A 14647-nucleotide genomic window follows, 5' to 3' on the forward strand; every position below is an offset into this window, starting at 1 on the left:
TTTGAATGGTCGCAGCCTATTCTTTTAACGAGCCGAGAAGCGCTCCTTTAATGAAATACCTTTGGAAAAACGGGTACGTAAAAATGACCGGAAGCGTCGTAAACACGATGATCGCGTATTTCAGTTGGATATTGGAGAGCATGTTTGCCACGGCATTTTTTGTATCCTCCAGCGACAGCATTTTCAAATCGACCGATTGCTGCACGACGACGCGGTACAAATACATTTGCAACGGGTGCAGCTTTTCGTTCGGCAAATACACGAGCGCGTCGAACCAGCTGTTCCAAATGCCGACGACCGAATAAATGGCGATGACCGCCAGAATCGGTTTGGAAATGGGCAGAATTACGCGGAACAGCAGCTGCAAATGGGAAGCGCCGTCGATAAATGCCGATTCCTTGAGTCCGTCCGGAATGGTCGTAAAAAAGGTTCTGACGAGAATGATGTTCCAAATGCTGACCATGCCGGGGATGATCACCGCAAACATCGTATTGTACAATCCAAGCTTGTTGACCAGCAGATAGGAAGGAATCAACCCGCCGCCGAAATACATCGGGATCAGCAGGAAGGCGACGAGCCATTTTCGCCCTTTCAGCGTGCGTACCGTTAGCGGGTATGCGCCTAAAACAGCCGTAAGGCAGTTCAACAACGTCCCTGCGGCCACGTAGATGAGCGTATTGGAGTATGCCCACCACATTTTCGTGTCGCTGACGATCAGTTTATAGGAATCGAGAAAAAATCCTTTCGGGTACCAAAACACGTTCATGGCCGCCACTTCCGTCGGCGAACTGATGGACATGATGACGACGAGATAAAAAGGATACAGCGTAATGAGGCAAATGAAAAGCGCAAGCGCATACAAAACAATGTCGACCGCTACAGAACCCTGCTTGATCTTGTTCGGATTTCTTCTGACCGAGGCGGCCATCGTACTCCCCCTTACCATAAGGCGTAATCGGAATATTTGCGGCTGAGCGAATTGGCGATGTACAGCAGCGTGAAGTTAATAAGCGAAATAAACAATCCGACTGCGGTACCCGAGCTGAAGTTTCCGCCCAGCAAGCCGTCGCGGTACAAATACGTGCCGATGACATCCGCCGTTTCGTATACCATCGGGTTATAAATAAGAAGAATGAACTCGCTGTTTGCCGAAAGCAGATTGCCGATCGCGAAAATAAGCAAAATAAAAATCGTCGGCCGGATGGACGGCAGCGTAATATGGAGCATTTGCTTGAAACGGTTTGCTCCGTCCATTTTGGCTGCTTCATATAAATGAGGATCGACGGAGGACATGGCCGCCAAATACAAAATGCTGCTCCATCCGAACGATTTCCAAATGCTTGTGATGGTATAAATCGCCGGAAAATAGCCGGGTTCGGTATTCAGCGCCACCGGCGTGCCGCCAAACAGCTTGACGATTGCGTTGACGACGCCGTCCGTATTGATAAAGGACAAAACCATGCCCGCCACGACGACGTTCGAAATGAAGTGGGGCAAATAACTGGCCGTCTGCACGTATTTTTTGAATACGCCGCTCTTCAATTCGTTCAGCAGCAAGGCGAACAGAATCGGCACCCAGAAACCGAACACGAGAAAATAAAAGCTGAGCAAAAACGTGTTGCGCATCAATCTGCCGAAATACGGGCCGTTAAAAAAATCGATGAAATGCTGAAAGCCCACCCAATCGGTCTCATGCAGCGAAAAAAAAGGTTTTCCCGGGTAATAATTTTGAAAAGCAATGATGACGCCGTACATCGGAATGTAGCTGAATATAAAAATATGGACAAGAACGGGAAGCATTATCAGGTAGAGCTGCATATTGTCGCGCCATCGGAACGACATGCGCCCGCCCGGTTGTCGAACGGCTTTCATGGTCTTCCCCTTTCTTCATCGGTCTCGCGGTCTTGCGGGCCCGCTTCCGCTGGATTCATCATAATGGGCCGTTTCAAACGAAGGCAAGCAACATTTTTTGATCGGCTTCGCAATATTTTCGGAGACGGAGCATTCCGGTTTTGCAAAAAGCAGGAAATCCCCGTCGTTATAAGGTTTTTTGGAGATTTCAACCGGTTCATATTTTCCGCAAATCAAGATGCCCGCCAGAATGTTTTTCGCCCAGCTTTCCTGCGTTTGGCCCGCGCCGCCGTTTGTTAAGCCCGCTCCCCCTCCCGAGTCTTCCGCTACTCTTTCGATAGTTCCGCTATCGGCAAAAACACCTCTCGTCCCAAGAAAAGTTCGTAAATGAGTCGTTTTTAAGGAAATACATAATAAAAATAGTGAGTAATTCACATAAAATCCGAACAATAACTTGATAATTCTTCGTTTTTTTTGTATTATAAATCTCGTGAACTCCTTATCACCAAAAATATTTCATAGTTTGAAGGTGACCAATGGTTCATTCCGATTCCAACGAATTCAAGCAGAAGCTGAGCCAGGTATACAATGATGTCTCGAAGGAACTGTTCGGCTTTGGAACTTCCTTGCTGAGAACAAGCATCCATCCCGAGGCGATCGCGATTTATGCCCGGCACCGTCGTTCTCCCCGCTCCACCGTTCTGGAAGGCGAGGTTCCGGCTTTGAAATACGAAGTCGACTTTTATATGTCGATGATCTACAAGAAAAAGCTGAAATCCCGACTGGAGGATGAGCTGGATCTCCGGATCGAAGCTCTTCTTCGGGACTACGATCCCGCAACGCAGTGGGCGGTCACGAACATTATTTTAAAAACAGATTCATAACCCGCGGCGCTTTCCTTTTGATTTATCTTAAGGACTGCCCGTGCCAGGAAAGCAAACGGATGCCGCTATTTCTTTGTTTACATTGAAAAAGCGCTCTAGTTAGAGATTCATTCTACCTAGGGCGCTTTTCTTTTTTCAGAAATATACAAATTTAACCAAAAATTATACGGGAGTGAATCATCGTGAAAAAAACATGGATCAAAGGACTACTTGCCTGCAGCCTTTCCGCGCTTGTCCTGGCCGGATGCGGCAGCACAAACGGGGACGGAGGAGATTCGTCCGGCGCCAAGAAGCAAAAACTCGTCGTCTCGACTTGGGGCTTTGCGGAAGACTTCTATAATAAGGAAGTTTATGAACCGTTCGAAAAGGCGCACAACGTCGACATCGTTCTGGAAACGGGAAACAATGCCGACCGGCTCAGCAAAATCCTTCAAGGAAGCTCCGACGTCGACGTCATCTACTTGTCGGATTATTACGCCCAGCAGGGCATCGAAGCGGGCGCCTTCGAAAAAATCGACCGCAGCCGCCTCAAAAACCTGGATCAAATTTATGACATCGCCAAAGCGCCAAACGGGGAGGAATACGGTCCTGCCTATACGGTCGGCCAACTCGGCATCGCCTACGATCCGAAAGCGGCCGGCATGAAAATCGAGTCTTGGAGCGATTTGTGGAAACCCGAGCTGAAAGGCAAGCTGACGATGCCGAGCATCACGTCCACCAGCGGCCCGATGATGGTCGACGCCGCCTCCAAAGTTGCGGGAAGCGCCGAGTTTAACGAAGACCAAGCTTTTGAACGGTTGACCGCGCTGAATCCGAGCGTCGTGAAATACTACAGCAAAACCTCCGAATTCGTGAACATGTTTACCCAAGGCGAAGCCGCTGCCGGGCCGATCATGCAAATGTACGTGGGCGACCTGCAAAAAGCCGTTCCCGGCATCGAATTCGTCACGCCGAAAGAAGGCGCTTATGCCATCATCAATACGCTGAACGTCGTGAAAGGCAGCAAAAACAAAGCATTGGCCGAAGAATTCATCGACTGGCAGCTGAGCCAGGAGGTACAGGAAAAAGCGGCGAAAGCCAAGGTCGATTCCCCTGCCAATAAAAACGTAAAACTGACGGCCGAAGAAGCCAAAGGCGTAACCTACGGACCCGAAGTCGTCGAGAAGCTGCAAAAGCTCGATATGGGGTTCGTGAACAGCCATTTGAAAACATGGACCGACCGCTTTAACCGGGAAGTCACCCGCTAAGCGTTTGCGGGTCCGTGCAGCATGTGTACGGCAGGGGCTGCTTGCCCCTGCCCTTTTTATTCAAGCCACGAAAGGGGAATCCACGTGAAGAAAGCCATATTGGACGTAGATACAGGCATCGACGATGCGCTTGGCATTATGCTTGCGATCCGGAGCGGCGAGCTGGACGTGCTCGGGATTACGACGGTGAACGGCAACGTGTCGCTCGAAACGGCAACGGCCAATACCTGCAAAATACTGGAGCTGATCCACGCCGCGCCCTCCATTGCGGTATACCCCGGGGCATCCCGTCCGCTTTTGCGCGACCGGCTGTTCGAGCACCGGGTCCATGGCCGGGACGGCCTTGGCGGGGCACTGGCCGATATGCGCCCTGCCGATCGCGTCGACCGGAGCCTGTTCGGTCCCGATTTCATCATCGAACAGGCCCGGCGTTACCCGGGGGAAGTGACGCTGATCGCCACCGGCCCGCTGACCAACGTCGCGCTGGCCTTGGCCAAATATACGGGGCTCGTTCATGATCTGAAGGAAGTCGTCGTCATGGGAGGCGCCGTCCAAACGTACGGCAACATTACGCCTGTGGCGGAGTACAACATGCACGTCGACCCGGAGGCGGCCAAGCTCGTTTTCCAGGCCGGGTTTCCGCGCCTCCTGATGGTCGGTCTCGACGTGACGCGCACGGCTTTGCTGTCAAGCGAGCATATCGACGCCATGGGATCCTCGGAAATCGCCAGCTATGTCCGCGCCAGCACGGCGGATTATATGAAGCGCTATTTCGAGCGAAACGGCGTCCAGGCCTGCGCCATGCATGACCCGCTGGCCGTCGGGGCGGCCATCTGGCCCGAACTGGTCCGATCCGCGCGGCATTACGTCGACGTGGAAACCAGGAGCGAACTATGCGACGGACAAACGGTATGCGATTTTCAGAACCGCCTGCAGCGGGAGCCGAACGTCGACGTCTGCCTGGAGGCCGATGCGGAAGAATTCATCCGCCGCTTGATCGACGTCCTGCGCGGTTGATTTTATCAAGCGCAAACGGCTGCTCCGTCTTTGATAAATTTAAAAACGGGAGATTGCATTCATGAAAAAGCGATACTTGTACGTGTTATTGGCACCCGGCCTGCTGTTTTTGACGTTGTTCATGATCGTTCCGCTCATCCTGACGGTCGGATCGACCTTCTTCAAGGACGGCGGCTTTACCGCAGGCATCTACGCGCAGTTTTTTAAAGACGCGTATTTCCTCGATATTTTGGGCACGACCCTGCTCGTCAGCGTCATGACCACCTTGCTGTGCATTTTGATCGGTTTTCCGGTCGCATATTATTTGTCCAAACTTCCGCCGCGCAAAAAAGGCATCATGCTTGCGCTTGCGATTTTCCCGTTATTGACGAGTTCGGTCGTCCGCTCCTTCAGCTGGATGATCATCCTTGGCAAAAACGGCCTGGTGAACAATCTGCTGACGGCCCTTGGCATCATCGATGAACCGCTCAGCATTCTTTATACGCCGGCGGCGATGATTATCGGCCTGGTCCACCTGTTCCTGCCGCTCATTCTCATTACGCTCGTCGGCGTCATGGAATCGATCGATCACGATTTGGTGCGGGCGGCTCAAAGCCTGGGTGCTTCCAGGCTGACCGCGTTCCGCAAAATCGTCGTCCCGCTCAGCATTCCGGGGCTGATCGTCGGCAGCATTCTCGTGTTTGTCGGCAGTCTGACCGCCTATACCACGCCTGCCCTGCTCGGCGGCAAAAAACGCGTCGTCGCCACGTTTTTGTACCAAAACGCGATTACGCTGAACGATTGGCAGGCCGCTTCGGCCATCGCAACCATCATGATGATCATCACGTTTGTCGTCATCGGGCTGATGAACAAAGCGGCGGCTAAATTCAAACCGAAGGAGTAGATACGGATGAAAAACAAAAACCCGGGGCTTTCCCTGTTTACCTTTATCGTCTATTTGTTTTTGCTCGGGCCGCTCGTCATTATCGCCGTGACCTCCTTTGAGCCGGGAACGGTCCTGAAGTTCCCGCCGACCGGATTTTCGCTGAAATGGTACCAAAATATTTTCGAAGTCGAGATGTTCATGAGCACGTTCAAAACCTCGATTCTGGTATCCCTGCTGGGGAACGTGCTGGCCATTTTGCTCGGAATTCCGGCCGCCTACGCGCTGAACCGCGCGTCGTTCCGGGGCAAGGAGACGCTGAACGCGGTGTTCCTATCCCCGCTGCTCATTCCCGGCATCGTCCTTGGCTTCACGCTGCTGAAATACGTCGTGATCGCCTTTCACATTCCGATTTATGCGTCGCTGCTGATCGGCCATACCGTCATTATGCTGCCGTTCATTATCCGGGTCATCGGGGCAAGCCTCGCCGGCTTCGATTTTGCGGTCGAAGAAGCGGCGCACAGCCTTGGCTCCAGCCGTCTGGCCACCTTTTTCAAAATCGTCCTGCCGAATATCAAGTCCGGCATCATCGCATCGGTGCTGCTCGCTTTTCTGGAATCGTTCAACAACGTGGACATTTCGCTGTTCATGACAGGACCCGGCGTCAGCACGCTGCCGATCCAAATGCTCACGTACGTCGAGAACTATTTCGATCCTACCATCGCGGCCATTTCGGTGCTGCTGATGCTCATTACCGCCGGATTCATGTTCCTGATCGAAAGGCTGCTGGGTCTGACCTACTTCACCAAACAATAAATGGAGGCGTAAGACGATGTCTTTACTGCAACTTGAAAACGTATCGGTCGCTTATGACCAGCAATACATTTTGAAGGACTTCAATCTCTCCGTCGAAAAAGGCCACCTGATCTCTTTGCTGGGCCCGAGCGGCTGCGGAAAAACGACGACGCTCCGGCTCATCGCCGGTTTTCTCGACGCCACGGACGGCCGCTTTGCCTTCGGGGGAAAAGATTATACCCGCGTCCCGATCAACAAACGCAATTTCGGATTCGTCTTCCAAAGCTATGCGCTGTTCCCGCACATGTCCGTCTACGACAACGTGGCCTTCGGCCTGCGGCTGCGCAAGGTCAAGGAAGACGAAATCAAAAAACGGGTCATGCGAATGCTGGAAATTGTCAGCCTGGGCGGCTTCGAGAGCCGCTTCCCGCAGGCCCTTTCCGGCGGGCAAAAGCAGCGGGTCGCCATCGCGCGTGCTCTGGTGATCGAACCTGACCTGCTGCTGTTCGACGAGCCGCTGTCCAACCTGGACGCCAACCTCCGGGTCAACATGCGCGTCGAAATTCGCCGCATTCAGCAGGAGCTTGGCATTACGGCCATATACGTATCCCATGACCAAGAGGAGTGTTTTTCCATTTCCGACCGGGTGGCCGTCATGAACAAAGGAATTATCGAACAGCTCGATCAGCCTTCGGTCATTTTCCAATATCCGAAAACCGAATTCGTTGCCCGGTTTATCGGTTTCAACAATTTTATCGCTTTCGAGGAACGCGAAGACGAAGGTTCGTTCTACAGCCTGCGCAGCGGGGACTACCATTTTCACGCAGCCAAAGCGCCCGGCATGCCCGCAACGATGAAAGGCGCGATCCGCCCCGACGATCTCATCGCCGGAACGCTTGCGGAAATTCAGCCCGGCGACAACGTGCTGACGGGCAAGGTCAAGGTCAGCACTTATCTGGGCCGCAGCTACCAGTATGTCGTCGTCACTCCGCTTGGCGAATTTACGGTCAACAAGGAAATGCAGCAGCCCTTTGCCAATGGGCAGGAAATCCGCCTGTTGTTTCCATCGGAGAAGCTTGTACTTGTCGAATAACCATAGGGGGAATTTATCATGCAGCCAGACCTGCTTCTGCTCAATCCCAAAGTATACAACAGCTACTTCAAGCAATGGACGGAAGCCAACGTCGCCGTCAAAGACGGGAAATTCATGTATATCGGCCCGCGCGGGGAAGAAACGTTCCGCGCCAAACAGGTGATCGATGCCAGCGGACTGTACATGATCCCGGGTTTTATCGATATCCATCTTCATATAGAAAGCACGATGGTCACGCCCGCTTCCTTTTCGGAGGGGCTGCTTCGGAACGGCGTGACCACGATCGTGCCGGAGCCGCATGAAATGGCTAACGTTTTTGGCCTGGGCGGGGTGCTGGAAATGATCAAAGCAAGCCGGGAATGCGCGGTGGACATGTTTTACGCGATCCCAAGCTCGGTTCCGGCTACCTCGCTGGAAACCTCGGGCGGCTCCATCGAAATCGAGGACATGGAGGCTTTGCTGGCGACCGGCGACGTCATCTGTTTGGGCGAAATCATGAACTACGTGGATATCATCGCCGACCCGGACTGCAAAACGAACCGGATTTTGAAGCATATGAAAGAACGGCATCCGGAGCTGGTCATCGAAGGGCATGTGCCGAAACTGCTTGACCTGGACCTGCAGCGCGTTATCTCCGCCGGCGTCGATTCCGACCATACGCACCAGACGGTGGAAGGGCTGAAGGAAAGGATCGGCGCAGGCATGTTTATCGAAATCCAGGAGAAGTCGATGACGCCGGAAATTATGGATTATCTCATCCAACACGACGTATCCGAACGCTTCTGCTTCGTGACCGATGACGTGATGGCCGATTCGTTCGAAGCCCGCGGACACCTGAACCATATCGTCCGCAAAGCGATCGGCATGGGCATGGCGCCCGAAAAGGCGATTTACGCCGCTACCTTCTCCCCTTCCCGCCGGATGCGGCTGTACGACCGGGGAACGATCGCGCCGGGGAAAATCGCGGATTTTCAGCTGATCGCCAATCTCGAGAGCATGCAGCTGGAAACGGTGTTTAAAAACGGCAAGGAAACCTATTCGGCGTCTAATCCATCCCCGCTGCAGGCAACCCGGTACCGGTTTCCGGAGCATTTTTACCGGAGCGTGCAGCTTAGCGAGCTGGACGAAGCAGATTTCGCCGCTCAGGTTGATGTGGAAGACGGCACCTATCTATGCCGGGTGATGACCGTGCGGGACGGCTCGACGTTTACCCAGGAAAGCCATATCGAATTCGACGCGGTCGGCGGACGCCTGAAATGGGAAGGCACCGGCTGCGGCATGATCGCCACGTTCGAGCGTTACGGCAAACACGGCGGCAAAGCTTTCGGATTCATAAACGGCGATACGATCCAAAAAGGCGCGGTCGCCACGACGTATTCCCATGACAACCATAATCTGCTGGTTGTCGGCCATAACGTGGCGGACATGCTTCTGGCGGCAAACACTGTCATCCGGCAGCAGGGCGGGTTCTGCGTCGTCTTGGACGGCGAAGTGATGGCCAACATGCATCTGCCGGTCGGAGGCATCCTTACGGAAGAGCCGCTCGGAGCGGCGGCCGAATCGGTCAAGCAGCTGCGTGAGGCGATGCAGGCGCTTGGATACAAGCATTACAACCCGATCATGTCCATCGCGACCCACTCGCTGCCCGTCAGCCCGTATTTGAAAATTACCGACCGCGGCCTCATCGACGTCAACGCAGGCCAAATCGTGCCGCTGATCATCGAAAAACGGTAACTGCACTGAAAAAAGCCCCGCAAGCGAGCACCATCGGCTGCTCCTTTTGCGGGGCTTAATTTTTTTCTTGACCTTCCCTTAGCTTATCGCCGGACCTCCTGCCCGCGGCCGCAGGCCCTACTCCACCCTCGGCTTGGCCGGATCGCAATCGGGCCTTGGCACTTCCCCGAACTGGGAAAGCTTCTGCAAATAATAACATTCTTCCCTGTACATGTGATCCGGAACGAGTTTGTTCAGGCGGGTCAACAGTTCGGCGCTGATATCCAGCTCCTCCACCTCCAGCAGAAACGCCATGAATGCGGACATTTCCACGTCAACGTCGGTATGGAACTTTTTAATCGAAGGATACGTCAGTTTTAACGTGCGCAAATAGCCGACCAACTCCAGCGCCTTCAAATAAAATTCATTAAAATGCTGTTCGAATTCCTTGCTTTTGCGGATCAGCCTTCTTTCGACCCCGTCCAGATCGGATGCGATCGACGCGGAATGAAAGGCCGCATCCGGCAGCCACAGCAGGTCGTGATGCAGCGGATGATAACGCGGCACCGGCTTTCCCGCAAGCAGCTCCTTCAAAATCCTTTCGTACTCCTCCAGCTCGTTGATCATGTGGTTGATGAAGGTCGGGGACAAGCCGATATCGATTTGGCGGAGAAGCACGCGGTCCAGGAGGCTTAATTTGAAGGACCGCAGCTCGGCCGCGGCTTGATATGCCTGCTCGTTCAGCTGCTTCAAATCCTGCTCCGGCCCCAAGCTCCGCGACTGCGCCAGCAGCTGGTCGAACTGCCGGATAAACCGGTCCGCCGTCCGGACGTCCTCCGTTTCCTTGGATGACAGCCCATTGAAGATAAACCTGGCATGATCCCCCAATATCTGCAGCCAAAACCTGTGTTCGAACAGCGCCTCGTCGTTCATGCGAAAGCCCCCTTCAGCGTTATTGTAGCCGGGCCTTTTGCAAGCTTCGAAAAACGGATCCGTCTCATGGAACGGAAAGCGGCAAAAGGCTTAAACCAGCTACAAATATATGCTTGGAGGGACCCGAATTATGCCGGGGAAAAAGGGGATTGAAGCGAACCCTTCGGGAGCCTCGAAAGCGGGATCGCCCGTTTTACAGCAGCCCCGATTTTTGCACCTCCGCATAAAAGTCATGGAACTGAGGAATGTTGAGCTGCTGCGCCGCGTCGGACAAAGCCGTCGCCGGATCCGGGTGCACCTCGACCATGACGCCGTCCGCTCCCGCGGCCAACGCCGCTTTGGCGCAAGGAGCCAAAATGTCTTTGCGTCCCGTCGAATGCGTGACGTCGACCAGTACCGGAAGGTGGGTTTCCTGCTTCAGGATCGGCACCGCCGAAATGTCGAGCGTGTTGCGGGTCGCCTTCTCATAGGTCCGGATGCCGCGTTCGATCAGCATGACCTGGCTGTTGCCGCGGGACACGATGTATTCGGCCGCATGCACGAATTCATCCAGCGTAGCCGCAAGTCCGCGTTTTAGAAGGATCGGCGTCCGCACGTCGCCGGCAGCTTTCAGCAGCTCGAAGTTTTGCATGTTTCTTGCGCCGATCTGGATGACATCGATATAATCGCAAGCCAGCTCGATATGCGCCGGGTCCACGATTTCGCTGATCGTCTTCAGGCCGAACTCGTCCGCGACCTCCTTCAATATTTTCAGCCCTTCGATGCCAAGCCCCTGGAAGTCGTAAGGAGACGTTCTCGGCTTGAACGCGCCTCCGCGCATGACGGTCATCCCTGCCTCCTTGAGCGCTTTGGCGACGGTACGGACCTGCTCGTAGCTTTCGACCGAACACGGCCCGGCGATCATGACCGGTTTGCCGCCGCCGATCGTGACGTCGCCCAGTTGTATGAGCGTATTTTCCGGTTTCTTTTTCCGGCTGACGAGGAGATGTTTCTTATGGTCCACCTGCTGGAGCGACAATGACGCTTGAAAAATTTGCTTGAACAGATGCCGTACCGTTTCATGGTCAAACGGCCCTTCGTTGCTGGCTACCAGCTTCTCCAGCATTTCCTTCTCCCGGACCGGATCGAATTTCGGGACGCCCTGCTTTTCTTTTTCGACGCCCAGCTCCTGGGCGATTTTGGCCCGCTCCGACAGAAGCGCAAGCAGCTGCAGATTCACCTCATCCAGTTTCGTGCGCAATTGTTCCAAACGTCCTTGACTCATCGTAACGTCTCTCCTTTATCCCTTGGATTCGATTTTTGAAAAACAAAAAGACCCCTGTCCGTCAAGGGACGAGGAGTCGCGGTACCACCCTTATTAGACATGCCCGAAAACAATAGCGGCATATCTCACTTCTGGCCTTTTAACGCAAGGTATACGGGCATGCCTACGGTCTGCGGAAAACAGACGTTCAGATGCCGGCTCCGGAATGAACTTCGGCGGGTGCGGTGATTCGGATGCTCTCAGTCTACCGGCATGCCGTCCCTGTTAATACGTTCTCCGCTTACTCTTTCCTTCATGGCTTGTGTCGTCGAATGAAATTAAATGCATTGTATTACAACCTGAACCCGGGTGGCAAGCATTTTATTTAACGCTTAATTGCTTCATTGCAGCGCAGAAAGATAGATAAGCCCGAAAAAGACGCCGAAAACCTCCCGGTTATGCGATCGGTTTTTCCGCTCGTTTATCTTTCATCGCCCTGTTGTAGCAGTTGATCAGTTCGTCAAGCACCATCGACTGCCGGATCACCTTGGGATTCCATACCTCTCCGTATTGATCCACCATATGGTAAAGCCTCTGCCTGGCTTCCTCGATGGAAATTTGCGTTGATTCCGTGCTATTCATGAATTCCGGTTACCTCCCTGTCATTTTGGTTGCTCTTATCGGTACGAGTCGATGCTCTACCATCCTCTCGGCTCAACTATGCTCTTCTTAGGCTTTTCATGCTCTTATTCGGGCGGTATTTCTCTTTCGTGACGTCGGACGGCAAAAAGCTCTATGTATGCAATCGCTGTTGTTTCCTGCAATCAGCCGTAAATTTTCGTCAGTAACTGCCGTTTGCCAGCGTTTCCTTAGGTGGAAGAAAAATACAAATTTTAGAATAATATCTGTATACAGATAATATTATGTTGGATTTTATACGCTGGTCAATAATAAAATTTGAATCTATGAAAACAATTTTATTTTTTCATACTTCCGCCAAAAATGCTGTCAAACTGCGGATAAAACATTGTCAATCCTTGCAAAATCCTCCCGGATCACCGCCCTCGGGCGTCCTGGGCCCGGCACTCCAAGGCGGGTTAAACAAACCACCGGCACATGAAGAAAAAAACGACATTTCTGCCGTTTAATCGTTGAATCTTTGAAATTGCATATTCCTTTTTCAAGCATGAATCCCGTTTCTAACCTTTTACGGCTCCTTCGGTCAAGCCCTTTTCGATGAATTTGGAAATAAAGAGATAGATGAACAGGATCGGCATGACCGTCAGGGTTACCGCCGTCGCCATGAGGCCAAAGTCGGTTCCGTACTGCGAGCTGATTTCGCTGAGCAGCGCGACGATCGGGCGAACCTTCTCTTTGTTGACGAAAATGAGCGCAGAGAACAGATCGTTATACGACCATAAAAATACGAAAATGCTGACCGACGCAAACGCCGGCCTTGAAACGGGCATGAAAATTTTCGTGAACATCTGCCACCGGTTGCAGCCATCCATAAATGCCGCTTCTTCAAGTTCCTTGGCGATCGTTGACATATACCCAGCAATGACAAGCGTCGCAAAGGTCAGATTGCCGGCCGTTTGCGGCAAAATCAGCCCCCAGTACGTATTCACCAGGCTTGTTTTGATCAAAAGCTCATATACAGGCACGACCGTCGCGAATGCGGGCACCAACAACGTCGCGTACAAAATGGAGAAAATGAACCGTTTGCCCCGAAACGTAAACCTGGACAAGACGTAGGCGGCCAATCCGCCGAACAGCAGCACGAACAGGACCGTGCCTCCCGACATGATCAGGCTGTTCACGTAGCTTCTGCCGATATTGATCCGGTCGAATGCGGTCGTATAGTTGATGAACACGGGTTCCAGGGCGAGCGAAAAGGATTTGTTCATCACGTCCCGGGATTCCTTGAACGAGTTGTTGACGATCCAGAACAACGGATAAATCGTCGTCATCGCCCAGGCCGAAAGTACGATGTACATCAGCGCCGTGCTGAGTTTGAAACGTTTTTTGCTCTTCATAGCTGGCTGCATAACGATTACACCCCTAATAACAGCTTAATATGTGATTTCTTCGCTTTTTAACAAACGATTGGCTATCAAGGCGATCACGACCCCGAGCACGACCATGTAAATTGCGACCGTCGACCCGTAACCGAAGTTCTGGTCGACCATCGCCTTTTTGTACATGTATGTCCCCAACACGTCGGTGCCGTTTTGCGCCCTGGAAATGACCCACACGAAATCGAATACTTTCAAGGTGCCCGTGATGGCGAGCGTAATGACGACCTTGATGTCGCTCAAAATGAGCGGAATGGTGAGCCGGACCATTTTCTTGAAGCCGGTAATGCCTTCGATTTTGCCGGCGTCGTAATAATCCTCGGGAATTTTGGACATTGCCGTCACGAACAGGACGAAATAAAAGCCGACGTAATGCCATACGGTCGGAACCGCGATCGCCTTGAGCGCATTGGTCTCGCTGAGCCACAGCACTTTCTCGAAGCCTAAACCGGCAAGAACGTTGTTGAGCAGTCCAAAATTGTAGTTATAAAACAACACGAACAACAGCGAGATCGCCGTACCGGAAATGACGACGGGGAAAAAGAACACGGACCGGAAAAACCCCTTCAGCTTCGTAATGTTGTCTACCATGACCGCCAGCAGCAAGGCGATCCCCACCTGGAAAACGAGGACGTAAAGCATGATTTCAAGCGTGTGCAGCGTTGCAGCGCCCAGCAGCTTGTCGGAGATTAAACGTTCGTAGTTGTCCCAACCGATAAACTTTTTATCGAAAAAACCTTTGGTCCGGTAAAAGCTGAAATACAAGCTTTTGAAAAACGGATAATACAAAAATACGGTCAAAAACGCAGCCATCGGGAACAAAAAGATCCAGATATACTTTCGATCGCCCTTCATCTTTATCACCACTTGAGTTTATTTTCTATAGCATCCGAGGTGCCTAAAAGAGGACGCCGCCTCAAAAGAGACGGCGTTG

Annotated in this window: 15 protein-coding genes; 7 read left to right on the plus strand and 8 right to left on the minus strand. The window is 52.7% G+C overall.

The window, feature by feature from the left end; translation table 11 throughout:
• Positions 1 to 16: 16 nt before the first annotated feature.
• From MKY58_RS19380 to MKY58_RS19390, 3 genes are read right to left on the minus strand one after another with little or no spacing between them, the layout of a single operon-like run.
• On the minus strand, positions 17 to 928 hold the full coding sequence (locus MKY58_RS19380; RefSeq protein ID WP_339321679.1) for a carbohydrate ABC transporter permease: 912 nt from the start codon (positions 926 to 928) through the stop codon (positions 17 to 19).
• Positions 929 to 939: 11 nt separating this feature from the next.
• The gene (locus tag MKY58_RS19385) at positions 940 to 1872 is read right to left on the minus strand and encodes an ABC transporter permease subunit (RefSeq protein ID WP_339321680.1); all 933 of its coding nucleotides are present in this window, start codon (positions 1870 to 1872) and stop codon (positions 940 to 942) included.
• Positions 1873 to 1887: 15 nt separating this feature from the next.
• Positions 1888 to 2301 (minus strand): hypothetical protein, encoded by a 414-nt coding sequence (locus MKY58_RS19390; RefSeq protein WP_339321681.1) that lies wholly within the window; start codon positions 2299 to 2301, stop codon positions 1888 to 1890.
• 86 nt (positions 2302 to 2387) lie between these two features.
• Between MKY58_RS19390 and MKY58_RS19395 the strand changes: the two genes are divergently transcribed.
• The 7 genes from MKY58_RS19395 (at position 2388) to MKY58_RS19425 (ending at position 9483) form a co-directional block, all read left to right on the plus strand.
• Complete coding sequence (locus MKY58_RS19395; RefSeq protein WP_036708005.1) at positions 2388 to 2735, plus strand: hypothetical protein; 348 nt, start codon at positions 2388 to 2390, stop codon at positions 2733 to 2735.
• A gap of 182 nt (positions 2736 to 2917) precedes the next feature.
• Positions 2918 to 3982: an extracellular solute-binding protein gene (locus MKY58_RS19400; RefSeq protein ID WP_339321682.1), complete on the plus strand. Its 1065-nt coding sequence runs from the start codon at positions 2918 to 2920 to the stop codon at positions 3980 to 3982.
• Positions 3983 to 4066: 84 nt separating this feature from the next.
• Complete coding sequence (locus MKY58_RS19405; protein WP_339321683.1) at positions 4067 to 4999, plus strand: nucleoside hydrolase; 933 nt, start codon at positions 4067 to 4069, stop codon at positions 4997 to 4999.
• A 61-nt stretch (positions 5000 to 5060) separates the two neighbouring features.
• Positions 5061 to 5882 carry an ABC transporter permease gene (locus MKY58_RS19410; protein WP_339321684.1) on the plus strand — a complete coding sequence of 274 codons (822 nt, stop codon included), beginning with the start codon at positions 5061 to 5063 and terminating at the stop codon, positions 5880 to 5882.
• A 6-nt stretch (positions 5883 to 5888) separates the two neighbouring features.
• On the plus strand, positions 5889 to 6677 hold the full coding sequence (locus MKY58_RS19415; protein WP_339321685.1) for an ABC transporter permease: 789 nt from the start codon (positions 5889 to 5891) through the stop codon (positions 6675 to 6677).
• Between the two features lie 16 nt (positions 6678 to 6693).
• Entirely contained in the window at positions 6694 to 7749 is a 1056-nt protein-coding gene (locus MKY58_RS19420) for an ABC transporter ATP-binding protein (protein WP_339321686.1), read from the plus strand.
• An 18-nt stretch (positions 7750 to 7767) separates the two neighbouring features.
• Complete coding sequence (locus MKY58_RS19425) at positions 7768 to 9483, plus strand: adenine deaminase C-terminal domain-containing protein (RefSeq protein WP_339321687.1); 1716 nt, start codon at positions 7768 to 7770, stop codon at positions 9481 to 9483.
• A 117-nt stretch (positions 9484 to 9600) separates the two neighbouring features.
• Here the strand turns inward: MKY58_RS19425 and MKY58_RS19430 are convergent, their stop codons facing one another.
• The 5 genes from MKY58_RS19430 to MKY58_RS19450 all read right to left on the minus strand — a co-directional run bounded on the left by MKY58_RS19430 (position 9601) and on the right by MKY58_RS19450 (position 14568).
• Entirely contained in the window at positions 9601 to 10395 is a 795-nt protein-coding gene (locus tag MKY58_RS19430; protein WP_339321688.1) for a DUF2935 domain-containing protein, read from the minus strand.
• Positions 10396 to 10588: 193 nt separating this feature from the next.
• Positions 10589 to 11659 (minus strand): bifunctional 3-deoxy-7-phosphoheptulonate synthase/chorismate mutase, encoded by a 1071-nt coding sequence (locus MKY58_RS19435; protein WP_339321689.1) that lies wholly within the window; start codon positions 11657 to 11659, stop codon positions 10589 to 10591.
• Between the two features lie 435 nt (positions 11660 to 12094).
• Entirely contained in the window at positions 12095 to 12280 is a 186-nt protein-coding gene (locus MKY58_RS19440; RefSeq protein ID WP_036707989.1) for an aspartyl-phosphate phosphatase Spo0E family protein, read from the minus strand.
• Between the two features lie 557 nt (positions 12281 to 12837).
• Positions 12838 to 13686, minus strand: a complete 849-nt coding sequence (locus tag MKY58_RS19445) for a carbohydrate ABC transporter permease (protein ID WP_339321690.1) — start codon at positions 13684 to 13686, stop codon at positions 12838 to 12840.
• Between the two features lie 24 nt (positions 13687 to 13710).
• The gene (locus MKY58_RS19450; RefSeq protein WP_339321691.1) at positions 13711 to 14568 is read right to left on the minus strand and encodes a sugar ABC transporter permease; all 858 of its coding nucleotides are present in this window, start codon (positions 14566 to 14568) and stop codon (positions 13711 to 13713) included.
• Positions 14569 to 14647: the final 79 nt, after the last annotated feature.

Source organism: Paenibacillus sp. FSL W8-0194, assembly GCF_037969745.1.
Classification (GTDB): Bacteria; Bacillota; Bacilli; order Paenibacillales; family Paenibacillaceae; genus Paenibacillus_AQ; species Paenibacillus_AQ cookii.

Excerpts from the sequence above, each read along its gene's own strand:
- MKY58_RS19380 (WP_339321679.1), bottom strand. The coding sequence starts at position 928 with ATGGCCGCCTCGGTCAGAAGAAATCCGAACAAGATCAAGCAGGGTTCT.
- MKY58_RS19385 (WP_339321680.1), bottom strand. The coding sequence starts at position 1,872 with ATGAAAGCCGTTCGACAACCGGGCGGGCGCATGTCGTTCCGATGGCGC.
- MKY58_RS19395 (WP_036708005.1), top strand. The coding sequence starts at position 2,388 with ATGGTTCATTCCGATTCCAACGAATTCAAGCAGAAGCTGAGCCAGGTA.
- MKY58_RS19410 (WP_339321684.1), top strand. The coding sequence starts at position 5,061 with ATGAAAAAGCGATACTTGTACGTGTTATTGGCACCCGGCCTGCTGTTT.
- MKY58_RS19415 (WP_339321685.1), top strand. The coding sequence starts at position 5,889 with ATGAAAAACAAAAACCCGGGGCTTTCCCTGTTTACCTTTATCGTCTAT.
- MKY58_RS19420 (WP_339321686.1), top strand. The coding sequence starts at position 6,694 with ATGTCTTTACTGCAACTTGAAAACGTATCGGTCGCTTATGACCAGCAA.
- MKY58_RS19425 (WP_339321687.1), top strand. The coding sequence starts at position 7,768 with ATGCAGCCAGACCTGCTTCTGCTCAATCCCAAAGTATACAACAGCTAC.
- MKY58_RS19430 (WP_339321688.1), bottom strand. The coding sequence starts at position 10,395 with ATGAACGACGAGGCGCTGTTCGAACACAGGTTTTGGCTGCAGATATTG.
- MKY58_RS19435 (WP_339321689.1), bottom strand. The coding sequence starts at position 11,659 with ATGAGTCAAGGACGTTTGGAACAATTGCGCACGAAACTGGATGAGGTG.
- MKY58_RS19440 (WP_036707989.1), bottom strand. The coding sequence starts at position 12,280 with ATGAATAGCACGGAATCAACGCAAATTTCCATCGAGGAAGCCAGGCAG.
- MKY58_RS19445 (WP_339321690.1), bottom strand. The coding sequence starts at position 13,686 with ATGCAGCCAGCTATGAAGAGCAAAAAACGTTTCAAACTCAGCACGGCG.
- MKY58_RS19450 (WP_339321691.1), bottom strand. The coding sequence starts at position 14,568 with ATGAAGGGCGATCGAAAGTATATCTGGATCTTTTTGTTCCCGATGGCT.